This window comes from Bacteriovorax sp. BSW11_IV (genome assembly GCF_000447755.1).
In the GTDB taxonomy this organism is placed as follows: Bacteria; Bdellovibrionota; Bacteriovoracia; order Bacteriovoracales; family Bacteriovoracaceae; genus BSW11-IV.
Genome location: NZ_AUNE01000002.1, coordinates 1 through 25,530, shown reverse-complemented (window position 1 = coordinate 25,530; position 25,530 = coordinate 1). Strand labels below are relative to the sequence as shown.

At 37.3% G+C, this 25,530-nt stretch carries 18 protein-coding genes; 7 read left to right on the top strand and 11 right to left on the bottom strand.

The features are described from left to right. Positions 1 to 117 precede the first annotated feature (117 nt). Positions 118 to 690: a superoxide dismutase gene (locus M899_RS00120; protein WP_021269401.1), complete on the top strand. Its 573-nt coding sequence runs from the start codon at positions 118 to 120 to the stop codon at positions 688 to 690. A 134-nt stretch (positions 691 to 824) separates the two neighbouring features. Further along, positions 825 to 1,691 (top strand): hypothetical protein, encoded by an 867-nt coding sequence (locus M899_RS00115; protein WP_021269410.1) that lies wholly within the window; start codon positions 825 to 827, stop codon positions 1,689 to 1,691. A 4-nt stretch (positions 1,692 to 1,695) separates the two neighbouring features. Here the strand turns inward: M899_RS00115 and pdxH are convergent, their stop codons facing one another. Together pdxH and M899_RS00105 are read right to left on the bottom strand one after the other, a co-directional pair. Continuing rightward, a complete protein-coding gene (gene pdxH / locus M899_RS00110) occupies positions 1,696 to 2,295 on the bottom strand; it encodes a pyridoxamine 5'-phosphate oxidase (protein ID WP_021269395.1) in 600 nt (199 codons plus the stop codon). 53 nt (positions 2,296 to 2,348) lie between these two features. Then, a complete protein-coding gene (locus tag M899_RS00105) occupies positions 2,349 to 4,295 on the bottom strand; it encodes a hypothetical protein (protein ID WP_021269338.1) in 1,947 nt (648 codons plus the stop codon). Positions 4,296 to 4,562: 267 nt separating this feature from the next. Here M899_RS00105 and M899_RS00100 point away from each other — a divergent pair, with 267 nt between their 5' ends. Further along, on the top strand, positions 4,563 to 5,117 hold the full coding sequence (locus tag M899_RS00100; RefSeq protein ID WP_021269343.1) for a pentapeptide repeat-containing protein: 555 nt from the start codon (positions 4,563 to 4,565) through the stop codon (positions 5,115 to 5,117). On the opposite strand, the gene M899_RS00095 is transcribed toward M899_RS00100, so the two are convergent. From M899_RS00095 to M899_RS00055, 9 genes are all read right to left on the bottom strand, one after another. Further along, positions 5,114 to 6,604: a PAS domain-containing sensor histidine kinase gene (locus tag M899_RS00095; protein WP_021269374.1), complete on the bottom strand. Its 1,491-nt coding sequence runs from the start codon at positions 6,602 to 6,604 to the stop codon at positions 5,114 to 5,116. The two genes, M899_RS00100 and M899_RS00095, sit on opposite strands and share 4 nt — an antisense overlap. Before the next feature lie 50 nt (positions 6,605 to 6,654). Further along, positions 6,655 to 7,905, bottom strand: coding sequence for a C1 family peptidase (locus tag M899_RS00090; RefSeq protein ID WP_021269389.1), 1,251 nt, complete (start codon positions 7,903 to 7,905; stop codon positions 6,655 to 6,657). A gap of 62 nt (positions 7,906 to 7,967) precedes the next feature. Further along, positions 7,968 to 8,744, bottom strand: a complete 777-nt coding sequence (locus M899_RS00085; protein ID WP_021269400.1) for a S1/P1 nuclease — start codon at positions 8,742 to 8,744, stop codon at positions 7,968 to 7,970. After that, positions 8,741 to 10,141, bottom strand: coding sequence for a sensor histidine kinase (locus tag M899_RS00080; RefSeq protein ID WP_021269352.1), 1,401 nt, complete (start codon positions 10,139 to 10,141; stop codon positions 8,741 to 8,743). The genes M899_RS00085 and M899_RS00080 overlap by 4 nt, the downstream gene beginning before the upstream one ends. Further along, positions 10,141 to 10,629, bottom strand: a complete 489-nt coding sequence (locus M899_RS00075; RefSeq protein ID WP_021269387.1) for a hypothetical protein — start codon at positions 10,627 to 10,629, stop codon at positions 10,141 to 10,143. The genes M899_RS00080 and M899_RS00075 overlap by 1 nt, the downstream gene beginning before the upstream one ends. A gap of 74 nt (positions 10,630 to 10,703) precedes the next feature. Next, positions 10,704 to 11,006: a hypothetical protein gene (locus M899_RS00070; RefSeq protein WP_021269398.1), complete on the bottom strand. Its 303-nt coding sequence runs from the start codon at positions 11,004 to 11,006 to the stop codon at positions 10,704 to 10,706. Positions 11,007 to 11,047: 41 nt separating this feature from the next. Further along, positions 11,048 to 11,797 carry a hypothetical protein gene (locus M899_RS00065; RefSeq protein WP_021269396.1) on the bottom strand — a complete coding sequence of 250 codons (750 nt, stop codon included), beginning with the start codon at positions 11,795 to 11,797 and terminating at the stop codon, positions 11,048 to 11,050. Between the two features lie 43 nt (positions 11,798 to 11,840). Further along, a complete protein-coding gene (locus M899_RS00060) occupies positions 11,841 to 15,359 on the bottom strand; it encodes a fibrinogen-like YCDxxxxGGGW domain-containing protein (RefSeq protein ID WP_021269402.1) in 3,519 nt (1,172 codons plus the stop codon). Between the two features lie 70 nt (positions 15,360 to 15,429). Beyond that, positions 15,430 to 20,166, bottom strand: coding sequence for a tail fiber domain-containing protein (locus M899_RS00055; protein ID WP_021269386.1), 4,737 nt, complete (start codon positions 20,164 to 20,166; stop codon positions 15,430 to 15,432). A 234-nt stretch (positions 20,167 to 20,400) separates the two neighbouring features. Here M899_RS00055 and M899_RS00050 point away from each other — a divergent pair, with 234 nt between their 5' ends. The 4 genes from M899_RS00050 to M899_RS00035 all read left to right on the top strand — a co-directional run bounded on the left by M899_RS00050 (position 20,401) and on the right by M899_RS00035 (position 25,462). Then, positions 20,401 to 22,197: an SH3 domain-containing protein gene (locus M899_RS00050; RefSeq protein ID WP_021269382.1), complete on the top strand. Its 1,797-nt coding sequence runs from the start codon at positions 20,401 to 20,403 to the stop codon at positions 22,195 to 22,197. Further along, the gene (locus tag M899_RS00045; protein ID WP_021269369.1) at positions 22,194 to 22,937 is read left to right on the top strand and encodes a hypothetical protein; all 744 of its coding nucleotides are present in this window, start codon (positions 22,194 to 22,196) and stop codon (positions 22,935 to 22,937) included. The genes M899_RS00050 and M899_RS00045 overlap by 4 nt, the downstream gene beginning before the upstream one ends. 80 nt (positions 22,938 to 23,017) lie before the next feature. Beyond that, on the top strand, positions 23,018 to 24,709 hold the full coding sequence (locus tag M899_RS00040; RefSeq protein ID WP_021269385.1) for a hypothetical protein: 1,692 nt from the start codon (positions 23,018 to 23,020) through the stop codon (positions 24,707 to 24,709). A 159-nt stretch (positions 24,710 to 24,868) separates the two neighbouring features. Then, positions 24,869 to 25,462, top strand: a complete 594-nt coding sequence (locus M899_RS00035) for a globin family protein (RefSeq protein WP_021269373.1) — start codon at positions 24,869 to 24,871, stop codon at positions 25,460 to 25,462. Positions 25,463 to 25,530 lie beyond the last annotated feature (68 nt).

Here is a 25,530-nt window from a genome sequence, read left to right as displayed (position 1 = left end):
ATGATAAAATTTTCATGAAGCATCCTGACTTGCTAACAAAAGCGTTTGGCCCTATAAATTAAGAGCGAAAACATATAAACAGTCCTTCTTAAAATAGGGATATAAAAAGGAGTAACTATGGAACACAAACTTCCAGAACTACCGTACTCAAAAGATGCTCTTGCTCCACACATTTCTGTAGAGACTATCGAGTACCACTACGGTAAACACCACAATGCTTACGTAACAAACCTAAACAACCTTATCAAAGGTACAGAGTTTGAAAATATGACACTTGAAGAAATCGTTGCGAAATCTTCTGGTGGTATTTTCAACAATGCTGCTCAAGTTTGGAACCACACTTTTTACTGGAACTCTCTAGCACCAAACGGTGGTGGCGCTCCAACTGGTAAAGTTGCTGATGCTATCAACGCTAAATGGGGTTCTTTTGACGCTTTCAAAGAAGCTTTCACTAAGTCTGCTGCAACTAACTTTGGTTCAGGTTGGACTTGGCTAGTTAACACAGCTAACGGTCTTGATATCGTTAACACTAGCAATGCTGATACTCCTATGAAAAACGGTACTCAATGTCTTCTAACTGTAGACGTTTGGGAACACGCTTACTACGTTGACTACAGAAATGCTCGTCCAACTTACCTAGACGCTTTCTGGAACCTAGTAAACTGGGATTTCGCAAACAAAAATCTTTAATCAAGATTAAGGCCCGAGAAATCGGGCCTTTTTTATGCCTTCACACCTCTTTTCAATGACATAAGACCTAAACTTTTTCCTGAAATTGCCCGATAAGAATGGTGGGTAAATTTGTATTCCGAAAAGGACAGGACATGAATTTTAAGAAACCTTTCTCAGCTTGTTTATTAATGGCCATCACTTCCACAACTTTCGCAGCAGATATGCGTGAGCTTTATAGTGAGATCGCTGCCAAACAAACAGAAATAGCCTCAATGGAAAGAAGAATCCAAGGTTTAATCGAACATACAAATACCATTGGTGCTAATGATTTTATTCAACAAATGAATATGGATAAATTAATCAACTCTCATACTCAAGAAGTTGCTAAACTCAGAAGAACAAAAGAAGAACTTTTTGCAACGACAGAACAATTAGAAGCAAAAGAACAAGAGGTATTCAAATTGAATTACCTTAATCAAGAACTTGTTGATCATGCCAACGAAATGAATAAAAAGATGCAAGATGCTTTTGAAGAAATGAAAAAGATGCGCTCACAAATGGGCACATCTGGTAGAACTCCAGCAAGTGTTGCAACTACAGTTACAGACAATTCAACGTATTCAATTGCAGATCTTTTCAAAGATGGAAAATTAGATATTGATCCAAGAGAAAAAAGAGAATTAAAAGAGTTTATTGGTGCTTTTATGCAGGCCCATATCAAAAACCTTAATCATAATAAAAAAATTAGTTTTGTGACTTTTACAAAACCAGAAAATGCTCAAAAAGATTATGCAAAAAATCTGACTCAAAGTATGCAAGAAGGAATGAGTCTTGCCAGCTATATTATGTCAGATGAATTTGGGGATTTTCCATACAAAGAGCAATTTGTCTCTAGCCTACAAGTGTCTGGAGTTGCAGCAACTGATGGAGTGACAGGAAAAAGAGCTCCCGCAAGCACTTCAACTTGCGGCATTTATGATTGCTTCAAATCACATCGAATTGAATTAAGTATTAAATAAGTCTCTAAGGTTGGAGACGGCTCACGCTCCAACCACTTCCCTCTTTCTTAAAAGAAAAACGATCATTTAAGCGAAACTTCCCATAAAGAAAAAATTCAATTTCTGAAGGCTCAATTAAATAGCCTCCCCAGTTCTCAGGATAAGGCACACCACTATCTTTGAACTCCTCCAACTTTTCGTTGTAGAGCTTCTCAAGGTCATCACGAGATTCTATAGGTGAAGATTGCTGAGAAATATAAGAGGCCACTTGCGATTCAAAAGGACGAGATTGAAAATAACTCTTCGACTCTTGGGCCGACATTTTTTTGGCCTGTCCTTTTACAACCACTTGTCTGCCAAAGTGTTGCCAATAAAAACATAGAGCGACTTTAGAATTGGCTTCAATTTCTTGGCCCTTGCGAGAATTATAATTTGTCACAAAAGAAAAACATCCTTCTTTAATTCCTTTGAAAAGAACAGTTCTAGCAGAGGGAAGACCATCTGGTGTAGCTGTGGCCAAAGTCATCGCATAAGCATCTTTTTCAAGTGTTAGCGCTTTTTGAAACCATTGTTCAAAAGATGTTATTGGGTCAGAAAGTAAATCGAAGTTTTTTAGATTATCCATGGGAGAAATTTAACTCTCCCATGGATTATTTGGCAAGATTCAAAAAGATGTTTTTAATCAAGAAGCTCATTGAGCTGGATCTTTGGACCCTTGATTCTCATATCGTAAGATCTATTATTTAGGGCCGCATGAATTTGAAGTAATTGCTCATACAGCTCACTATAGGCCCTTTGCCCATATCTTAGCTCTAATGGTTCAACATCAGTGGCCACAAGTTTAAGCTCATAATAAACCTTATCTTCAAGATCTGATTGATCAAGAAGGGATGCTAAAAAGCCTACACCAATTTGTCTAAAGATCGGCTCATCTCTAAGCTCCATTAGGGCCTTAATTTTTGCAGCACCTTTAAGATCCTGATTAGAAATAATTGTATGTAACTTTCTTGATAGCTTTCTCGCTTCTCTTTTATTGATGTTGAAGGCATTCGTAATTCTTCTCCAAATCCCCCCAAAAATTCCACTTAGCTTACCAGTATAAAGTCTGTTTCTCTCTTTAAGGTAGGCAAGAATTTTTGTTTCAACTTCATCAGCTGACATATCTTTAATCTCTTCAAATGCATTTCCTTTGAAAATGACTTGGAAAAAGATTCTTACGTTACGTTTACGATCAAATTCTTTCCACTCTTCCCAATTGATATTTTCATAAAGAGAAATCGGTAGATTATCCATAAGGATTTGGTGTACTTTAGCCTGCTCTTCAGCGTTAAAACTCTTATCTTTTCTATAATAGTTGAGACCAAAGTCAGAATAGTAATCACTTTCTCCATCACTTTTTGTAGGTGCTAGACCGAATAACTGAGTTTCAGTTTCTTCTTTGAAGTCAAATGGCCAAGTTCTTAGCTTCGCTTGCTTATTTCTTGTATATGTTGGGTAATAGAAATGATCTCTTTGACCATGATCATCTTCAAAAGTGATATTATTTTGTGTGTATCTATTATCTTTTTTGAAGTTCGCAAGAATAACACTCAATTTGATTCTGTTTCTTTTGAAGCTAAAATCATTGAAACCTTTGAATAGTCTCTCTACCCTCTTTGTTTCTTTTTCTAGATCGTTCGAAGCTAACTCTTCAGCTTTTTCAAATGTTGAAACAAGTGAGTTTTCCATATTTCCGTGAGTAATATTTTTTGAAAAGATAGATACATCTTTAAATTTGAATGAAGAGTTTAATACTCTGTCATAAGCATCACGTGCATCTTGATCATTCATATCAAAAACATAATCGATAATAAGTTGGTGCCCTGTTCCTTTAGATGTTCCTACATCCAGGAATTCAAGGTCAAAAACTCTTTCAATAGCTCTATCAACGATACTGATTCCTGCAAATTCTACGTCAGCTTCAATCTTACCACCAGCACCACGAGAAGATCCTCTTTCTGCAATAATTTTTAGACGAACTTTGTTATCTTTCATTTTGAAAATGTGAACAAGAAATTGTCCATGTGCCACGTAGTATAGACCTGCAGTTCCAGGAATTTTAGCTGGACCAAAATTTGTTGTAGCACCAAAAGCAACAGTAAGATTTGCTGGTAGGCTTACGAAATCTCCTGGCTCAAGCTTATCAACAACATCAGCTTTAACAGGAAGTTTGTTAAAAGAGTATGGCATGGCCTTTAAGGCCTCTTTTTTTGATTTGAATTGTCTTACAAATATAACTTCTGAATCTCTTTTAATATTGAAATACACTGGTGAGCTATTTTCAATAATATCTCCAACAGAAATATTTGCGTTTAAGCGCCACTTATCAATACGTGAGAAGTACTCTGCTTCATACGAAGGCTCTACTTCATAACGGTAACGGCTTGATAAGCTAATTCCTTGGAATAGATCGATGTCAAAAAAATCGAGATTGAATTTGACTTCAAGGTCTGCAACTTCCTGACGCAGTCGCGTCATAATCTTCGACTCTTTATCCATTGATTCATCAACTGAACCCGATGCTGCGTGAGCAGTGCTTCCAAGGCCCAAACTCATCAATAATAAGAACTTAATTAGAGTTTTCATGCTGTGTGTGTCTCCCAACTAAAATAATTTGCAACCTTATACGCCATAATTCCTTTATGGTGTGAAAAAAGGCTGACAAATTTGCCCCATAAATGTCAACTGAACAATTCTAATCACTTATAACGTAATGAAAACAAAAATTATGATATAAATTACAAGGCGGATTTTAAGTGCTCTTTTTCGGCAAAGGCGAATATTAAACGATATTTCTTTCAATATGATGTAATCCTTAGTAGTATCACTGAGAACTAAATAAGGAATCTTGTTATGGCCACAAAAAATCAAACATTTACGGCAATTAAGGGTAAGAATTGCGAAGGCCCAGACCTTAAAAACAATAAAACTCTGCGCCTCATTAGTTCTTCTTACTTGCCTGAAGCATCATTAGAATCTTCCAATATTAATAATATCAGCATCAAGAATTCGGATCTTACGAAGGCGAACTTCAAAAAGGCCAATATAAAAGATGCAAGTATTGTTCATTCAAATCTTGAAAAGACGAAGATGACTTTTGCAAATTTGTCGTGCAACCAATTTATTAAAAGTAATTTTAAAAACTCTAATCTTCAATTTGCCAGCTTAAAATCAACTCGCATTGTGGACAGTAACCTTAAAGGCGCTGATCTTCGTTGGGCAAATCTCGACGGAGCTACTTTTGTAAACTGTAACCTTAATGACGCTAATTTTTCAGGGTGCGATTTAAGTAACGTATTCTTTAGAAACTGCGAGCTGAAAGGTGCGAAGTACAATATTAACACTGTACTTCCCTTCACCCCAGAAATTGCAAATAAACTTGGAATGCAAAACGTAGGAATTCACTAAACGTTTGGCAATTTGATCGTAAAGCATGAGTGGGAGTGCTCATTATTAATAAAGAGTTCTCCCCCGTGTGATGTAATGATCTTTTTAGATAAACTCAATCCAATTCCAGTCCCCTTACCTTCGGCCTTCGTCGTATAAAGAGAATTGAATACTTTTTCTCGCAAATCGGAAGGGACACCTTCCCCACTATCAATAATATGGATAAGAGTATGATTTTTATTTTGTTCAAACTCTAAGCGAACCCATTTTCTATCAAGCCCTTCAACGGCATCCTTGGCATTCACAATTAAATTTAAAAGCACCTGACAAAGTTGAACGTGACGACACAAAACTTGCATTGAAGCGTCATACTCTGAAACTTCTAAATTGACGCCACTTCTTTTTAGCTTAGCACTTGTAAAGGCCATTGTGTCATCGAGAATCAATTTGAGAGAAGTCCATTTTTTTTGATCATTCTCATCATTACGAGCAATTCTCTTTAGGCCTTGAACGATTTTCTCAACTCTATCAAGGGCCCAAATTGTGCGATCGACATCTTCTTTAATTTCTTCAGGTGCACGTCGCGTGATTCTTTTTAAGTACCCATCCATAATGGATAGAGGATTAGAAATTTCATGCCCAATTCCAGCAGTCATTTCACCAAGACTTGCAAACTTTGCTTGAGTCACGGCCTTTTCCTGTTCAAGGGCCAATTGTATTTGAGTTTTTTTAAGCTCAGTATTATCAATTCCAATCATGATAATACCTTTGCCTTGATTAAATTTTCTAAGAGTCAAAATAAAATTTCTTGGACCTAGCCTCTCTGTATCTACGACAACTTCTTCTTGATAAAAATCATTATCCGAGTTGAACATCATCTTACATAACTCTTCTAAGTTCGGGCGGCTGAAATTTTTCTTAAACCCAATAGGCTTTCCTCTAAAATCACTTGCCGGAACACCAAAATGACCCGCAAGCTCATTATTAACTCCGAGATAGGTATAATCTTGATTGATCCATGAAACAAAACCAGGAATAGCATCGAGCATTGCTTGAATATAACTATTCTTTTCTTCAAGCTCTTCTTTAACCCTAACCTGTTCGGTAACATCTTTAACGTAGGCCTGCAATACCCACATTCCTGAAACTTCAAAGGCACTTAAAGTTACCTCTGCTTTGAAATGAGTTCCGTCCATTCTTTTATGTACCCACTCGAAATTATGATGTCCTTCGGTGAGTGCTTTTTTGATAGAATAAGCAGACTTCTCAGCAGAAGATACTCCATCAGGTTGAATTTCAGGAGAAAGATCTCTTGGATGAAAACTACAAAAATGTTCCCTGTCTTTGCAGCCAAAAAGTTTTACTGTTGCCAAATTGCAGTCAAAGAATCCCTCTTCATCAAGAAGCATAATGGCATCGTTAGAGTTATCAACTATACTCTGATAAATTCTGGAGGCATCTTTTAAAAATTGGCGTTTTTTAAAAACGCCCGATTTTGAATCTGACATAATAAATATTTTCTATCTATTCAATATGTCAGTCAAATTAAACTTTTTACCTAGCGTGACTTAACAGCAGAAAGGGCCATAAAATTCATATCGAATTTGAAGCGATCAAACCATTTTTCACTCACACAGGAATGCCCACCACGCCCCCAGCCAAGCCCCCAGCTGTTGGCCGTTACAAAACAGAATCTTCCTTCGCTGGCGTGAAGTTTTTGCGGAAGTTTAATAAAGCCTACAAAAACAATGGCGTGACCGTTTGCATGAGAGTCTAAACCAGCACTCAATGCATCTTTCAAGAAAACATGGCCCTTATTAGTATAAAAATTCTCAGATAACTTTGTTCCTACAATAACAGGGTGTCCGGCCTTCAACTCAGAGATAATTGCATCATTATTTTTCACAAAAACGTAATCTTCCACTTTCGCCACACCTCGCTGGCATCCATTTTCTAAAGGAATTTGTGTTTCATTATTTCTTTTTGGATTATCAACATAGCTGCAATCTTTTTCACGTGGGATATCAAATTGTGAAGATTTCTTGCTATTTTCAAAACCATTAAAGACCCAAGAACCACCGTTCGAGCATGGTGAAGTTTGACACTCAGGTTTTGAAGAATAATAAAAATACTGCTCCGAAAGTTCAGTATATTTATTTTGCTGATTGAGAAGAATTTCTACCGACCTAACTCCAGCAAAAGAAGCACAAGTAGGTCTCTTTCCTTGATCTTTTATTGGAAGATCAAGTGCCCCTTCAATTATAAAAGAATCAGGAAGCGCTTCTACTCTAATTTTTTTCACTTTTTTTACGGGAATCTTTTTTATGATTTCTTTTGGAGGTTCAGGAATTTTTGTAAGATCTTTTTTATAATCATCAACTCTTGTTAGAAATTTCTTTCTTTCATCTTCCCAAATTTTTAATTGCTTTAATTTTTCATTTTGCCAATTTTCAACTTCAGCTTTTTTTGAATCAAGCCAATCACCTGCAACTTGATGATTTTTTTTCTGATTGATACTTTCTCGATTTTTCTTTTTAAGTAACTCTACTCTTTCAGCCCCTGTTAAAACACGATCTGTAGGAAGCCCTAATCTCTTTTGTTCTTTGATTTTAAGTTCATCAATTTTAGATTGAACTTTATTAATCTTCTGTTCTTCAATAACAGTTTCTTCAACTGTAACAAATTCATCCTGTAACCCATATTCTACAGCAATTGATTTTTTAATTTCATCGAGAATTAATGTAGCGTTTTGGGAGCTTGAATATACAGATTGAGAAAAGAAAAATAGTAAAAAAAGAATTGATTTCATGTGCCTTCCTTATAGTGAATTATTTTATCACATTAAGGAAGGCCGCCTATTAAAAATAAGTATTATTTTAGATTCTCTCGTAGAAGCGCCGCAAGGCGAACACCAGCTTGAAGCATTCTTTTATTTAATGCTTGGATATTGTTATAATTATAAAGATACTCACCGTATTTTTTGTACTTCTCTTTATTTTTATCGATGTCATAAACTTGAGTTCTTAAATCCATTGATTCTTTAATCCAAGTGTCCATTCCATCTTTTTGCCATGCTATAACTTCATCCTTTGTTGGATGATTAATGAACTCTACCATTTCTGTATAAGATAATTTTTGCATATCAAGAAGCTTCTCATCCCATACTTCATGAAGATTACTTTCACTATGAAACCATTCAACTTTCACGCTGTTTCCACCGCGATCATGGGCATGACCAACATGTAGAGGTTGGTGAATATCTCCAACAAAGTGAACAAGAAATTTAATCGCCTCTGCTTTTTGTTCCTTCGTTGCTTTCTTATCTTTTAGAACCGCACTGAAGTGATTAATGGCCCAAACCACATCACCATCTTTGTTTTTTTCAATCGCCTTATAATTCTTCCCATCTGGAATACTTACGTAGTGCCAAGGATTCGCTTTTCTCCAATCTGGATTAGACTTAATAAAATCTGCCCAATTAGCAACTGAAGCTAATGTCTCAGTTCCAAGAATTTCTGCTACTTTTGCTTTTGTCGCTGAGTCCATATGAAGTTCTGCAACTTTACCAACAACTCTATGGCCGATTGGTCCCCATGCCATTGCATTTGTTGCTGTCATAATTAGAGCTAAAACTAAAAAATTTCTCATACGTAATTTACCTTTTTGTGATTCATTTCTGCTTTGGGAAGAACTATCATAAATTGCGTGTTAGGTGAATGGTGATTATAAATAAGTTTTCCACCATGACTGTTAAGAATTTGTGAGGATATTGTTAGACCAATTCCTGTCCCATGTTTTTGTTTAGTAGAATAGAATAATTCAAATAAACGATCTTGTTGCTCTTTTGGAATACCTTCGCCACTATCAGTTACAAGAATTTTTACATTCTTTTTATCTTGTTCCCACGAGATTTTTATCCAACGTTCTTCTCTATTTGCAATGGCATCTATCGAGTTATTGATTAGATTAGTTACAACTTGAATTAATTGAACTGGCTTGCCGAAAATAATGACATCTTCAGGACCATGATTAATTTGAAATTCGAAATCATTTGTCAGTGATTTATTAACGATAATATCATGGAGCTGATTTAAAGTTTGTTTTAAATCAAAATACTCACTATCAAGATCATCAGTGTTCTTAGATAAAGTACGAATCCCTTTAATAATTTGATCGATACGACGGGCCTGAACTTCAATTGATTCTATAATTTTAGCGAGCTCTTGGTCTTGTTCAATTTCAAGAAGCGATTTACGAAGCATTTTAATTCGCCATAAAATTACAGTTAATGGATTATTGATTTCATGGGCCACAGATGCCGAGAACTCTCCGAGAGAGGCCATTCGTGACTGTGCAATGAATTTCATTCGATTTGATTCAATTTTTTCTTCGAGCTGAATTCTCTTGTATCCAAATAAACCTAGTATCGAAATCAATACGACAAGTAGAGTTGATAATGTAAAGAAGATTGTGCGAATGAGTCTGTGACGGCTAAGGAGGTCATCAAAATCTTGAGCACGGTTTTTCCAATAATTGGCCTCAGAAAAAGAGAGAATTCTCGTAAGATCTTTAATTTGTCTCTCTACACTTTCTAACTTCTCAAAATCCATCTGCCCTGTACTCTCATAGCCATTTAAGCACTCATCAAATTCAGCAACGACTTTAGTGTAGTTCGCGATAATTTCTTCTGCACGGGCCGATTCGATCCTACTTTCTCTTACACCGGCCTTCCACGACTCTTTAAACAAAGCTTGAAAAATTCCAAGTCCTGATTTTAAGCGAACAAAAGAGTCTTCAGCATTTTCAAAGTTTTTCGTTACTCGATAATCTGTTAACAATTTTAGTGTGTCGTAGTTGGCAGCAATCGCTTGGAGATAGGCCCTTGAATAAAGTCTAAAAGAGTAAACTTTAAGTTGAGATGTTCTTAGTTCTTTGAAGCCGTGATAATAAGAAATATAGATAATTGAAATAACAATCACAAATACGGAGAAAAACGCCGCAATACTTGTAATATATCTTCTTTTAGAAAAAGTTGTTTCAATCATTATTTAAACTCTAAGGTTTGCACCATCCAAACCCAATAGACTCCTTCCTTTGCTAGTTTCAATTTATCTACAACACCTAGATTCGCACGAACAATACGAAGTGGCCCCATAAGCTCAGTTGTAATGTATTTTCCATCTTGCTTATAAACAAAGTAGATATCTGATTTATCACACTCTTTACGAGTGAATGTGGCAACATAGTCATTGATGGCCGTTACTTCTAAGGAGCTTGCTTTATCCAAAGAAAATAAATCAAAGAGCTGACAAAGAGAAATTCCTGTAAAAGAGAATTCCTTGTCGCCTTGATAGGGGTCATTCACCTTAATGACACTCATCGGATATTTTTCTAAAAATGAAATTTTAAATGACTTAGGCATGTCACTTTTAACTTTGCCTTTGAAATAAAACTTTTGTCTTGGGAGAGATTCTGCTGACGTATTAAATGCAAAAAAAAGAAATGAAAGAATCAATAATCTTGTAATACTCATAGGCCATCCACATTGTAAAAGTCCCCTTATTTTGACCTAAGGCGTGCAATTTTACAATGTGAATACCAGTGATATTACATATGAGTTTCTACAAGTGTAAGCATATAGACCTTACACTGAGCATCAATAACTGCTTCATAGTAATTGTGTGAAGGCCAAACATCTGGGTATTGTCCATTGCTAACCTGAAGATAAACTTCAAAAAATCCATCTCCTAAGTTCTCAACACTACCACTTTCAATTACTGAAGTCGGTTCATCTTCGATTACTCTGTTGATAACTTGCTCAAGAACACTTTGATCACAAGTTAAGGCAAAACTTTGAGAAGAAGCAATTAAAGTAAGAATAAGAAGAGATTTTCTTAGAAACGACATCATATTTCACCCTCTTTGATTATTATAGATTGGGCGCAATATAGTTAAAAACCTGTCTTAATGCAATGGTAAACAACTTTATAGGCCTCAATTCTCTCGCGCTTCGTCAAAAAAGGTCCCACTGTTTTCCAAATATTAGTTTTATCTTTTATCGGTAACTTACAAACTCCAGGCCCGCTATTTATATAGCATCCTGGGTGAAATTTTAATGTAAAATCAGTGATATAGTCACAAGTTGAGCGTTTTGTTTTTTTGTGGCAATTGTCCCTCACCTCACATTCATCAACGAGACCTTTTTGCAAACACACCATCACTGTATAAATCCACTCCATACCTTTCTTAGAAAACTTACCCTGATCTATATTTTTCATATAGGCCTCGCATGTTGGTTTCGCAAGTTTTGTAAAATAATGCACGCCTTCTGGATCACATTGGTATTTTTCTTCCATACAGGAATAAAAACCACAACTCGTGTAAGGAAGACACACTGATTTCACAGGTAAGTGGAGTTTATAAACATCATTCACAACTTCAAGGCATTTACCATCAGAGCACTGACCGAGGACCTCTTCTAATTTCGGAATGTAGATTTTTTCGATGTCATTATGAAGTTGTTTTTTAATAATTTCTTTTTCTTCACTCACATCAATTTTCTTTTGTAATTCAAAAGAAAAAGTATCAAATTGCTCCGATTCAAGTAGTCCATAGAGTTCTAAGCGGCGCTTTAACTCTACTAAATCACTTTGAGCAAATGTTGTTTGAATAAATAGAATAAAAAGTAATAGGAATTTCATGCTAGGACGCTAACATGGGTTAAACAAAGTGGTCAAATAGCTTTTATCTTAGAAAGAACTTGAATGAACAACTGCCTTTTCCGCTATAACAAACCTCTGTCGCTTTATAGGCCGGTACGATGGCCTCGTTCCCAGAATTAAATCCAATATTGAATCTATCGGCAGTGTCGAAATTATCATTGGCATTTTGCCCTGAGCAACCAGCTGTTCTTGATGTGTGATAAAGCGGTCCAGTACATTTTGTATAATTATAATCCCATAAACCAAAGCCCGTATCGATATAAGGGGCCCCACCATTATAAGATGGTGAAACAAACATTGCGTCTGTTGTTCCAACGAGACGAGAGAAATTTTCTGGATTTATTGAGGCCTGAGAATTTACTCTCGTATGATCATAAAGATAGCTCGTAGAGTATTCTTTAACCATGAAATCATTTGGTGTACTCGCAGTGGCCGTACCATTTGAAAAGGCCACGAGTGTCCATCCCCCACCACTTGTTGTCATATCACAATAAACTGTTACTTGGTCTTGTGGATTTCCTGCACTAAAGTCAATTGTGTAATAACCTGAAGGGGAGCTCGGATCATCTTGAAGTATTTCTTTACATGAAGATTTCAAACGACCTTTACTTTTATTTTCTCGAATAAAATACCATCCGTTACCTGCACCCGTTCCGTTCGCGGCCCCCCACGCTGCGGTTGAGCTATACCAATAAGCTCCGTTGTAATGGCCGGAACCTGAACCTTCACCACCACCATTCATACTTCCACTCCAACATGCTTGATACCAAAAAGGAGAATTTGTATAAAGAGTCGCACAGTTACTGGCATGACTATCGTTATCAGCATCAAAAGCTGACCATGGATTTCCACCATGAAGTGAACTTAATCCTGGGGCCACTGTCCCCAGCGTTTGCGTCATTCCTTTCAAATTTAAACGGTACATATCAGCTTCATTGAAGTTTTTAACATGAAGTATTGCTTCTTGATCAAGACTTCTCAAATAATCCGCAGACCATTTGTACATAAGTTGAAAGTCACTGCCATCAACCATATCGTCCCAATGCTTGAGTCCGACAAAATAATTAAATTTTTCTAACCACGCAGTTTCTAAATTTGAATTAATCAAAGTGTTATACATTGAAGTACATGCACCCGTAAAATCAGAAACTGTAGAATTGGCCGTAGAACATCGCGGACGAGTGCTAATACTATCTGCGTAGCTTAAATTAGTAACTGGTTTATTTGTTCCCGCTCGCGTATTACCCCAAACCAGAGTCCAACCTCCACCATTAGTCGTCATATCACAGTATGTTGGGAAGGGCTCCGTCGCACCAAAAGGGCCATCTGGATCGATAAGATAAACACCATTTCCAGCAGAGAATCCACGATCTAAAATATCGCGACAAGATCTCATTGAAGGAATTGAACGCACCCATACTCTCGTTTCCTGATACTGTTTAAGAGTAAGGCCAAGACCACTATCAATCTCAGTGCTAGCATAAGCATTAGTACAGTAGTAGTTATTTGTAGAAGTACAAGTTGAAATTGATGCTTGTGCAAAGGAATCTATTACTGAACAGCGAGGAGAATAGGTCCCTCCAACGAAAATACGATCAGATGTGCCCGGATCTACGTTGATGCATGAATTGAAAACACGCCACATATTTCCATAGCCATGAAAAAAATAATTTCCAACAAGTTTTACATTTTCTACACCGTCAAAATCAGCAAATGAAACAGTTGCATTAGAAGCATCTGATTGAGCGATGACTTGCTGAAAGTATTGTGGAATGGTTTTATCGAGATAGGCCGTTTTCCAAGTATTATCCACTATATTATAGCCGGAGTTTACTCCTTCCATTCTCATTTGATTAAAGGCAATTGAATTTGATCGAGAATAAACTTCTGCTGAAGTATTACTTGCCGCCGCATGTGTTGGAAAGCCATGCCATATTTTTGTCCAGCCTCCACCTTGAGTTGTCATATCACAATCAACAGTGATGGCGCTACCCTCCGGATAAATAGTGTAACTGCCATTTCCTTTTGAATTTCCAGACAAAAGAATGTCCATACAGTTTCTAGGTTTATCATATTTTTCTCTTAGGAAGTAGCGAGCTTTAACAGTTAAATCTCCCGAATTGAAACCTCCAACACCACGCACACGTGTACTATCAGCACTTCCATTAATACTATAGACGTAGTGGCGAGGATAATTTTGAACATCGGAGGCTGCTGTTTGATTGAAGCCAGCATCACAATCTCCCCAACCAAATCCAAGCCAGTTATTGGCCTTGTCTTTATAATAGTTCATTCCATTACTATTTCTAAATCTGAACATGAAACCATTTGTTTGATCGTCACAATCGCCAACTGTTGTCGTAGTAGGACTATGTTTCATATTAACGACTTTATTAAAGTCGATGGAATTGAAAAATTCTACTGTTGAGAAATCAGTTGCACTCCAGTTGGTTATATCTCGGGTCATCACTTGTGTGGCCGAAAATTCTTCAAAGTTTAACATTCCGGCGGTGTTGGCATCGGCATAATTAGTAGGAGTAATAGCGATTCCAGACTTACTTGCTAAGTGTTCATTATAAGATTTTTTTATCGTCATCGATGGATCAGCAGCATTCGCATAGAAAAGTGTCCAGCCCCCACCATCAACATTCATCTCACAATAGACATCTGTGGCCGTTACCTGGTCAGGATAAATAGTATAAACACCACTACCCTTACTCTCTCCAAGCTCTAAAATATGTTCACAACTCATTGGACGAAGTCCACCATCATGAACATAAAGCTCAACTTTAGTAACACCTGTTTCATATGAGAGTTCATTCGATGATGGAAGTCCACCCATCCATGCAACTCGCGCCCCAATTGAATAAAACCAATTAGAATGTTCAACAGAGCCGTCGATAAAAGTTGAGGTCTGAACACTGCTGTATTCAAGTCCGCCCCAATAATTTGTTTTTGAATCGAGATCAATTGGTCTGTAACCTACAACTTTAGAATTATAGGTAGGATTAGAACTTTGAGACCAGATATTGCCTTTATTAAGAGTTGGCCAATAGATCTTAAATGTTAGTCTATTCATAGAACGAAATGAATCTATTAAATTTAAGATAGAATACTTGGTTGCACTTGGAGTTGTCGTATTGACACTTGCCGCTTCTGCAGAAGATGCAAAATATCCAGCAGATGTATCATGGGCAAAAACTCTCATCCAACCACCACCGTCATTGTCCATATCACAGTAGATATTCATTGATCCTAGTGGACCAGCCCCATCTGGATCGAATGCGTAAATACCAGTGGGGTAACTAGGGCCTGCTTTTTTTAGATTTGAACAACTAACATTGCAATCTCTAACAGTAAGTGAGCTTGGGTGGTTCACGTAGAAGTTTGTCCACTCCATACTTGTTTTTGTCGCCACAAATTGAGAACTGGCCCCAGTGTTCCATACTTTTTTACAAGTATTATGGGCCACAATAGTTTTCAATTCTCCCGATGCAACTTGAAAACCCGTATCTACTGTATTTAGGGCATACGCAGGCATGCTTAGAAAAAGCAAAATACCTTGTGATATTATTGTGAGCGTACGTACAGCATTAGAAATCATGTTAGGACTACTTTTTCGATTCGTTTATTTCACTTTTCATTTCTTGAATAGCTTTTTTCATATCTTCCATATCTTTTTTCAATTGATCATTCTCAGCTTCTAGTGATGCAATTCTTCTACTATTTTCTTCATCATTGCTGAAAAGTTTTTCGATTTTTACACCAACTTCTTTAATCGCTTCCACAATTAACGCCGTAATATTTCCGTACTGAACAGACTTATAACCATCTTCTGCGGTCTTCACTAATTCAGGAGCAACTTCTTCTACTTCTTGAGCAATAAATCCCATTGTTTTTTCTTCTGGAAAATGGCGCTCAGGAAATTCATCAGTTCTCCAATCGAAAGTCACCCCTCTCAGCTTTGAGATTTTGTCTAATGAATTTGGAATTGTTTCAATATTATCTTTGAATCTTAAATCTGAAGTATAAAGATAGGCCGTCGCAAGGACGTTTCCACCAACATGGAGAGTTTCTGTTGGAGTCGCTACACCAATCCCAACACGACCAAGACGATCAAAGACAGTTATATTATCGGCCGCATCTAAAGGAGATGAAATAACTAAGCGGCCATTACTTCCACTGACTTGATTTCCATCGTAGCGAATTCGCATATGAGTATCATTGTTCTCACCAAAGTCAATTGAACTTGAATCTGCGAGATCTGCAGTTGTCGCTTGAAATCTTAGACGTTGACCATCTCCATGAATAGCAAGTTTTGCTGCCGGAGCAACTGTTCCTAGACCAAGATTACCATTAGTTCCAAGATATAATCGCGTTGGATTTACGTGTGAATTAGCTGTTCCGTAATTAAAATAAAATCCACTTGTTCCTGTTCCAGATGCCTGTCTTCCCACACTCCAAACATTCATAAAAGCTTTTGTGGCATGACTGTTTTCAACGAAATTAATTATTGAACCCCATTCTGCATCACTTGTTGAAACGAGATCTAGATGTGCATCAGTGTCTTCGATAATAACTTCTGCATTTGGAGTCCCATTTCCAGCTTCAAGACCTGTAACATTTAATTTAGCCGTTGGTGCGTTTGTCCCTATCCCCACTCTACCATTATCACCCTCAACAAAAACACCACCAACAGTACTACGACCAAGCATAACGTCTCCGTATACCTCAGGTCCTGTACTGCCGTTTTTATAATTATAAATTTCAGATAAATCGGCATCCGTTGTATTAAGAGTAAGCCTGTAATCTGTTTTACCAACTTCAGAACTGTAGAACTGAGGGCCATAACCTTCGGCCGAAAAAGAAGTGGCCTTAATTGTTCCATTAACATCGAGAGTTGTACTTGGATTCATTGTGCCAATACCAATATAACCGTTATTTTTGATAGTCATGCGATCAACAGCATTAGTTCTAAATCTCATGTCGTTGTTTAGCATATTTGAAATAATCACATTGTCAGTGGCATCTGCTTCAAAACGTCCTGAAGTAACGCCACTTCTTGAGATATCAATATTCGCTCCCCACGTACCAGGAGCAGCAAGATCATCAACTCTAAGATTTGCACCATCTTTTTGGATATCAAGATGAAAAGTTGGTGTACTTGTACCAAAACCAACTTTACCTGCAGGGTCAATTCGAATACGTTCTACGTTATTTGTTCCAAACGACATACCTGCATTCTCATATTGCCAGAGGACTGTATTCATAGCACTATCAATTGATAAAAGTGTACCATCAGTTGAAGTTTGTCCTGTTGCAGAATCAGTCATTCTTATTTGTGTAGTTCCTGCAGATGCAGAATTAACATGAAGTGGTTCATTTGGAGTGATAGTCCCAATCCCAACATTACCATTGCTATCAATTCTCATTTTTTCTGTACTGTTAGTAGAAAAAATTAATTTCGACGAACCACCAGTGGCCGTTAGCTTGAAGTCTCCAGCAATTCCTGTTGCGAATCCAGTAGAAAGCTCAACTCCACTTGTGTCATCAAGTTTTACATCTAGAAATGGTTTTGCTGTACCTGAATTATCTCTAAATTTAGCAACTGATTTTACACCCGCTGTGTTGGTACTCACTTCAAAATTTGCCGTTGGCGAACTTGTACCTATCCCAACCTTTCCATCATTTAGAATATTCATTCTTGTTGTAGCACCCGTTTTGAATTGTATTTCACCACTACCATTGACATCACTATCTGCGGTAATAACAGCATTGCCAGTATTGCTTGAGCTATCAGCACTAATTCCCGTTAAACCAGAGCCATCACCGACAAAGGCCGTGGCCTTAACAGTTCCATTCACATCTAATTTTGCAGTTGGAGTTGTTGTTCCAATTCCGACGTCACCATTTGGTAAAACTGTTAGTCGAGAAATATTAGAAGTTCTCAGTGTAAACGGATGGGCCGTCATACTTCCTGCAAAAACTTCAGTGCCGGAAATACTTGTTCCCATGACAAATTCAACATCGTTAGTAGCATCACGCCCTTGAAAGTAAGTATTACCATCTCCAAATAAAGTTACGCTATTTGCAGATTGACCTACTATCGTTGCTTCCACTGGCGCGTTGGCCACAGTAAGTTTTGATGAAGGTGCAGAAGTTCCTATCCCAACGTTACCATCACTTCTTACTCTAAATCGTTCACGCCAAACATATTGAGAGGTTTCATAAACTTGATTATAAAGAACAAAATCACCATCATTTGCATTTCCAACGGAGTGTTCTGCTCTCATACCGACAATACCTGCATTGGTATTATGAAGAACGGCAAGACCTTTATCAGAAGTTACTGTTGTTCCATCAATGGCATCATTTGCATGTGAGATTTGCAATTTTCCAAGTGGTGCGGCTGCACCTACACCAACACTACCTGCGCTTGATACAGAAATTCCATCTGAGCCACCATTGCCGACAAGTTTATAAGTTGCGAGATCAATATTTTGGGTAGCGGTATGGTTACCTAAATTTTCATTAATGGCCGTACAGGCCCAAGTTGTTCCATTGAAAGTTAAGCGACTTCCATCGGCCGTACAGTTGGCCACATCAGCAATCTCAACATAGTTGGCAAGATCTGAAACATTTGCTTTAAGAAGAAGACTGTCATAAACAATATTTTGAGAAGGCGCCACATCTAAGACACCATCAACAATGGCATCGGCCACAGTTGCGGCCTTTGCTCTTGCTGTTGTAAAGTAGAGATTTGTATTTTCAGGCACGGCCTGAGTATCAAGTGTCGCGAGAGTTTTATCTCCACGAATGTATTGCGCCGTTGTCCCACCAGTTGGCAAGGCCGCTTCCTTGCTGTCAATTTGTGCTTGAATAGCTGAAGTGACACCGTTTAAGTAAGAGAACTCTGTATTGTCCACACTTCCAGCAGCAATCTTAGTTGCATCTATCGCAGCACTTGCATTGATATCAGCATTAACGATTGAGCCATCAACAATCTTTGAAGAATCAACTGAATCACCGGCAAGGGATGAACCACCAATTGTAGACCAGCCTAGTACCTTCGAACCATTAGTTGAAAGAACCTGACCAGAAGTTCCATCTGTGCTTGGTAAAGTAAATACAATATCAGCGGCCACGCTATCTGGGGCCTTAAGCCCTACATAGTTGGCCCCATTTGAAATGAGCTCTTTAAATTGAACTTCACTCGTTTCACCTGGGTTTGTACCAAATGGAAGAAGAGTTACTCCATTTTGCATACTCACTTGCACGCGACCTGGAACGATAGTGTCACTTTGAACAATTTGGTTTTGTTTTAAAACAAGGGCCTCATAAACAGTATCTTCACTTGGCGCTTTATTCGTAACATTATCTGTAATGACATTACTAATAACTGCATTTTGAGCTCTGGTATCTGTAAAATAGAGATTAGTACTTCCCTCAGCAAGTGAGTCGGTATCAGTTGGAATACTTGCACTAACTGTATTAATTTGTCCTTGTAGCTTGCTTATGGCCTGAACAACTGTATCTGAATTTGCTACGACAGCACTTACAGGGGAAAAGTTAGCAAGTACTGTATTTTCCACATCATCAGCAAGTGTTGCCCATGAATTGTCACCACGCAAATACTTTGAAGTATCTCCACCTGATGGTAGAGCATCTTGCTTTCCACTAAAAAGTGCAAAGTCCTCTTTTCTTAAATAACCATCAGTCGCTGCATCAGCAACAGGAATTGAAAGATCAATAGTTGAGCCTGAAACATTTCTCGCCAATGGGGCCACAACAGTTACGTCAGTAATCGTTCCTGATGATCCTTGATCGGTAACACAAGAAAAAGTTCCGTTACTATTGGCCTTTAGAACCTGGTTGGTTGAACAACCTGCAGCCGTGATACCACTTAACTTAATGGGAGAAATATTTCCATCAACAACAGTTTCGGCGATCGTTGAAAAAGGAGTTGATGTTAATTGTTGTTTTGGATAGGGAGAACTAGGGTTTGAACTCTCAGTAACTTCAATATAAAGCTCTCTTGCATTCACTTTAGCACTATTAAAAACTGCAACAAGATCACAAGTTTGAGAACCAGTTAAAAAATCGAGGCTGACTCTGAAAACACCATTTTTAAGTGGAACACTACTAACCTCTTGAGTACAAACACCAGTATATGAACCACCATTTTCTTCATAAAGTTTAAAAACAAGATCGGCACTGCCGGAAGCACCACCAACAGGTACACCATTTGAGTTTACAAGACGACCAGTGTATCCAAGTTTTTCTGCCGAAAAACTCGTACCCATCAGGCCACATAAACCAAAAATAATTAATCTTTTTTTAAACCCCATAAATTCACCTACGTACTACTTTTGAGGATGAATATAAGTGTACATTTATCTTCAAATTTCTCAGCAAGTCCGTGTTAACTTATCGGAAACATGTCGTAACAAATTAGGTTTATTTCACAAATTGGCATTTTTTTCTGGCATTAAGTACTTAAATATTCATATATTCTTAATATTGCTTAAACCTAGCTAAATATCGGCCCTCAATAGATTCTCGTCCTAGCCGATGAAGAGAGCATGAGAAGAGCAAAAAACCTAGTATTAATCGGCCTTTTATTCATCAACATTTTTTCAGTATCTGCTTTCAACGATACGCCGGATTATTGGCGCTGTCTTGATAAGCGAGGTGGTGAATGGACGTTTGGACGCGCCCCCAATATTTGTAATGTCGATGAATTTATCGACCTTCCTATGGTTGAAAAGAACTTTTCTGAATCAATATTCTTCGATGTAAGCGAGCGCTCTAATGAACGTGAACGATATATGGAAGAAGTTTACGCTCTCATAAAAGAAACCGCAGAATATTTTATTGAGACAAAGAAGCCAGGTGTAAGTGCTGATGAAAAACGCGAATTCACTCATGCGACTTTTGCCATTGCCCATCAAGAAAGTTACTGGAGTCATTATCGTCAGGCCTTAAGTGGACACACTCAATATATGAGAGGCGACTATGGCCATGGACATGGAATAATGCAAGTTGATGACCGATGGCACTTCGAGGCCGTGACATCTGGAAAGGCATCAAATATCGTTTTTAATATGCTCTATTCTCTAGAAGAGTATTATAGTGCATGGAAGAGAGCTCCTTCGCAAAGCTGTGTAAAAAGTGAAACAAATTGGGTAGCGAGATCGAGAGCTGCTTATAGTGCTTATAACGGTGGTCCAAGTAGAATATGTCGTTTTACAAATCCTAATGACAAATGGGCCAGAAACGACAAAGGCTTTTACGATAAATATCGAAAAAAAGACTGGGAAAAATACATTTCAGAAAAAAGAGAAATTGCGAGCGTAGATGTAACCTGTATAGCAGAAGGCAGTGAGAACTGTGTTCGAACTCCTCAAGAACCAACACCAATCACCTATGAAGAAGATATGCTCTATTCACTTAAAAGTGGTCCAACTTGTCTCTATAGAGATGGTCGTTTTGAGTGTCTGGAAAGTATTGAAGACAAATTATGTCTCATCAGCAAATTTTCACCATCAATGACTTCTGATATCATTACCGCACTTGCTGAAGATGTGGACGAAGAAATAGTCAAACACGATAGACATGACATCTGTCAATCAATCCCAGGTCTCTACAGTGTAGGTTCAAAAATTAAAATACAAAAGAATATCAACCTCCGAGAGACTCCTGGTGGAAAATTATTAACAACCACAAAAAAAGGACAAGTCTTTACCATTTTAGACTACACGACAGATTCAATAGGAATATACAACCGTTATTACAAAATTAAATCTGGTAATAGCGAAGGTTATATTTTTGCGGGAACAAATAAAGATTACAGCTCATGGACCTCCGAAGTAAGTATAACAACAGAAAGTATAAATCCTATACTCGCAAGAAAGGGTGATAAAATAAAAACCCTCGTTGATATGAAACTTCTTGATAACGAACATAATGAAATTGGCCTTTTATCAAGTGATTCAATTGTTGAAGTCATCTCTCATAAAATTACGGGAGAAGAAAATTCCGTCTATTACGCCATCCAATCGAGTGGCTTTAGTGCAATAATCTATGCAGGAGATCTACTCCCAGAAAATACGGTACAAGAGAGAATTGAACTCGTAACGAATACTGTGCCCACTCCTCACCCAGAACCTGAACCGAAATATGGAAAGCTAAAAAGTGGAATATGGTATAGATCATTGCGCTCTTGTGAGAGTAATAAATGCTCTCGTATCATGTATGTGAGAGGCCCTGTACTTGGTTCTTATACTTTCAAAATTATATCAAAAGGAACAAAATGGTCACTGGTAGAAATCAAAGGTAAACGAGGGTACTTAGAAAATAAGGATATAAGTGAAATATGAGAATGAAATTAACTGCACTTATATTTTTCTTCACTTTTGTTGCCTTGTTTTTAATAAACAAAAGTGAAGAACTGTGGTCTAGAGATCCCCATAACGAGATCCATCATTTTTCTCACTATCAAAGTAATAAAAACATTGATCGTACTCCAGCATCTTTTGACACATCTATTTCTCAAAATCTAGAAGAAGAAATACAAAAACTAAAAGACTGCTATTCAAAGATATGCAATTTTCCAAATAAAGACCCACGAATGCATGACTTAGCATTGGGACAAAAAATCAAAGATAAACTCTTCAAACTTAAAGAGAAGGCCCTGAACGAAAAAAGCAATCCTAAGTATAGTGAGATAGCGAGAGAGTATTTAAAAATTGAAGATGGGCACGTGAAAGAAGCGGCCCTTGCCCTTATGAGCACCCAGCCTATATCTTCTGAAAATTTTCACTCAATAGTTCAAGATGTACTCAAGTATCATGACGATGCATTAATTGAAGATGCGATGATGGAGCTTGAAAGGTATCAAAAACTTGGTCACCAAGAGCAGATCACTGAAGCTTTAACAGAGAGTTTTCAGGTGGCCTCACCAATGATTAAAGAAAAGCTTGCAAAAGGTCTTTTTCCTTTTATCAATGAAGATACTTTCAACAAGTACAGTGAGATGGCGCAAAATCAGAACTGGAATGCTAAAAGCGTGAAAATATTAAGATCAAATTTACGAAGATTCGAGCGAGAACGCATGTAAAAATGCCCTATCCCACCGAAACCCATTGATTATTTTACTAATTCACTTACATTACCCCCAATTAAAATTGGGGGAATTTTATGTTGAAAAAATATGCTGTTATAGCAACATTGCTTGTTGTCTCTCCGACTTTTGCAAACACAAAAAAATCTTTAAGCTGGCAAGTGAAGAACAAGACTTGGACGCGCTCATTTGAAAAAAGTTACGAAGACTTTATTGCCTCTCTTGGTAAGGCAAAAAAAGCTGGTCTTTGCCATACGACTGACCAATGTCTAAAGAGCAAAGAGGCCAATCCGAAATATTACAATCTTAATCCATCAAATCTGAGAGATGTATTTTCAGATTGTGCGGATCTTCCCTATATTCTTCGCGGCTACTTTGCGTGGATGAACGATCTTCCCTTTAGCTACCCAAATGCTCTTCATCCAGCGACATGGTACACACCAGAAAAAGATGCAATTCGTGCTCAAATAAAAGAGCTTGAAAAAGAAATGTACAACGCTGGTTTTTTTAAGAAAAGATCAATTAAAGCAAAAATTAAAGATCTTAGACAGGCCCTTAATGATGGGAAAAAGAAAGTACCAGACTTAAGATACAATACACTTGGTAACGTCGTTATCTCGAAGAGATATGTTCAAAATGGTGACAGTGTAAACGAAGTCCTCTCTAGTATTAGCGGTTCAATTTCAACGGCATCTTTTCGTACGAATGCTTCAAAATTTGAAGATGGTAAAAACTTTAGAGATACTTACCCAGTTGAAATTTCTAGAGATGCCATTAAACCAGGTACTGTTCTCTATGATCCAAATGGACATATAGCCGTTGTTTATGAAGTAACAAGTAATGGTAAAATCCATTTAATTGATGCCCACCCAGACAATTCTTTAACTGCGATCACTTACGGTGAGAAATTTTCAAGAACAGATGTTCGCATCGGTGGAGGATTTGCAAATTGGCGCTCGTTCAGTGTTGCAAATGACACTGTTGAAACTGTGGAAAACAAAGAACTATCAGACTACTCTCTTGAGCAATTTCAAAAGAGCGATACTTATAATTTCAATGATAGACCAATGTCTTTTTACGAATATGTAAGAAATAAACTTTCAAAAGGGAATCTTGTCTACGAACCCGTTGCTGAATTTTCAGAGTTATTAGATGAGATTTGTTACGATGTAAAAGAAAGAAATCTTGCAGTAAATGCTTCTTTGAAAGCTGGACTTCAAAATCAGTCTCATCCAGATACTCTTCCTGAAAATATTTACGGAACTGAGGGGGATTGGGAAACATACTCATCTCCTTCAAGAGATGCTCGTCTAAAAGCATCTGTAAGAGAAGGAAAAGAACTTGTCCTAAAAATGATTGAAGGACATCGCAATGGTGATGCAAACATTCAGTACAATGGAGTAGATCTTCTTTCTGACCTTGAAAGAGTGTATAAGAAAAAAACCGCCAGCTGTGCCTTTGATATTAAAGGAAGTGCTGGCAATGATATTTCATTAAATCTTGATATGGTTTTAGAGAACTTATTCAAACTTTCTTTTGACCCATATCACTGTGTTGAACTTCGTTGGGGTCTGACTGATTCTACAAGTATCAATAACTGTGGTCAAAATAGAGAAAAACTTGATTGGTACAATGCCCAGCAAGGCCTAAGAAATAGAATTGATAGGGATTACTCTATGAAAATGGACTATTCTCTAAGAGAACTACCAAGTGCACCAATTTCAAAAGTTGCCCAAGAAGATCTTGGCCTAAAAGAAATTTTCAATTAAAAAAAGAATAGACCAGTAGTAAATCATCTACTGGTCTTTTTTTTAACCACTTACAATCGTCCATTTATAGGGACAAGCATTATCTCCAAAATCTAAAGATTAAATTGAGTCTATACTGATTAAAGCACTCCGATAAGATACAACATACTGGAGGATGCCATGAGTTTAGATATCAATATGATCAGAAGTTCTTTTGAAAAAGCAAAGCCAATCGCAGGTGATGTGGCCAATAAGTTTTATGAGTTTCTTTTTCAGGACTACCCCGCTTCCAAGGGATTATTTACTGATGTAAATATGGCCGCTCAGAAAAAGGCGCTTATCAATTCTTTAGTCTATATTGTGGATCATCTTGAAGACGGCGAAAAGCTAACAAATTATTTAAAAAAGATGGGTTCTCGCCATGTAAATTATGGGACAGAACCAGAACATTACAGTTGGGTTGGACAAAGTTTACTTAAAACTTTCGCCTTCTTTTTTGGTGATGAATGGACGCCAGAGCTTAAATCTCAATGGACGCAGGCCTATACTTTTATTGCTGAAACAATGCTAGAGGGTGCAGAAAATAAAACACCAGAAATTTCACAGATTCGAGAAAAGGCCAGAGCAATTTGCAACAATCTTCTCTTGGAGACAATTGAAGAACAACTTGATGAAAACTTTAAAGAAGAAGTTAGAGCAAAAGTAAGAAGTATACTTGTTCAAGTTTTAGAAGAAGAGTCTGAAAAACTATTTCACAATAAAAAGGCCGCATAAAAAAAGGCAGGTCTAACCTGCCTTTTAATCTTTTAAAGAATCCATCTTGAAGACTTTAAATAAGAAAA

Coding starts and splice junctions, on each gene's coding strand:
- M899_RS00120 (WP_021269401.1), top strand. CDS start 118: ATGGAACACAAACTTCCAGAACTACCGTACTCAAAAGATGCTCTTGCT.
- M899_RS00115 (WP_021269410.1), top strand. CDS start 825: ATGAATTTTAAGAAACCTTTCTCAGCTTGTTTATTAATGGCCATCACT.
- pdxH (WP_021269395.1), bottom strand. CDS start 2,295: ATGGATAATCTAAAAAACTTCGATTTACTTTCTGACCCAATAACATCT.
- M899_RS00105 (WP_021269338.1), bottom strand. CDS start 4,295: ATGAAAACTCTAATTAAGTTCTTATTATTGATGAGTTTGGGCCTTGGA.
- M899_RS00100 (WP_021269343.1), top strand. CDS start 4,563: ATGGCCACAAAAAATCAAACATTTACGGCAATTAAGGGTAAGAATTGC.
- M899_RS00095 (WP_021269374.1), bottom strand. CDS start 6,604: ATGTCAGATTCAAAATCGGGCGTTTTTAAAAAACGCCAATTTTTAAAA.
- M899_RS00090 (WP_021269389.1), bottom strand. CDS start 7,905: ATGAAATCAATTCTTTTTTTACTATTTTTCTTTTCTCAATCTGTATAT.
- M899_RS00085 (WP_021269400.1), bottom strand. CDS start 8,744: ATGAGAAATTTTTTAGTTTTAGCTCTAATTATGACAGCAACAAATGCA.
- M899_RS00080 (WP_021269352.1), bottom strand. CDS start 10,141: ATGATTGAAACAACTTTTTCTAAAAGAAGATATATTACAAGTATTGCG.
- M899_RS00075 (WP_021269387.1), bottom strand. CDS start 10,629: ATGAGTATTACAAGATTATTGATTCTTTCATTTCTTTTTTTTGCATTT.
- M899_RS00070 (WP_021269398.1), bottom strand. CDS start 11,006: ATGATGTCGTTTCTAAGAAAATCTCTTCTTATTCTTACTTTAATTGCT.
- M899_RS00065 (WP_021269396.1), bottom strand. CDS start 11,797: ATGAAATTCCTATTACTTTTTATTCTATTTATTCAAACAACATTTGCT.
- M899_RS00060 (WP_021269402.1), bottom strand. CDS start 15,359: ATGCCTGCGTATGCCCTAAATACAGTAGATACGGGTTTTCAAGTTGCA.
- M899_RS00055 (WP_021269386.1), bottom strand. CDS start 20,166: ATGGGGTTTAAAAAAAGATTAATTATTTTTGGTTTATGTGGCCTGATG.
- M899_RS00050 (WP_021269382.1), top strand. CDS start 20,401: ATGAGAAGAGCAAAAAACCTAGTATTAATCGGCCTTTTATTCATCAAC.
- M899_RS00045 (WP_021269369.1), top strand. CDS start 22,194: ATGAGAATGAAATTAACTGCACTTATATTTTTCTTCACTTTTGTTGCC.
- M899_RS00040 (WP_021269385.1), top strand. CDS start 23,018: ATGTTGAAAAAATATGCTGTTATAGCAACATTGCTTGTTGTCTCTCCG.
- M899_RS00035 (WP_021269373.1), top strand. CDS start 24,869: ATGAGTTTAGATATCAATATGATCAGAAGTTCTTTTGAAAAAGCAAAG.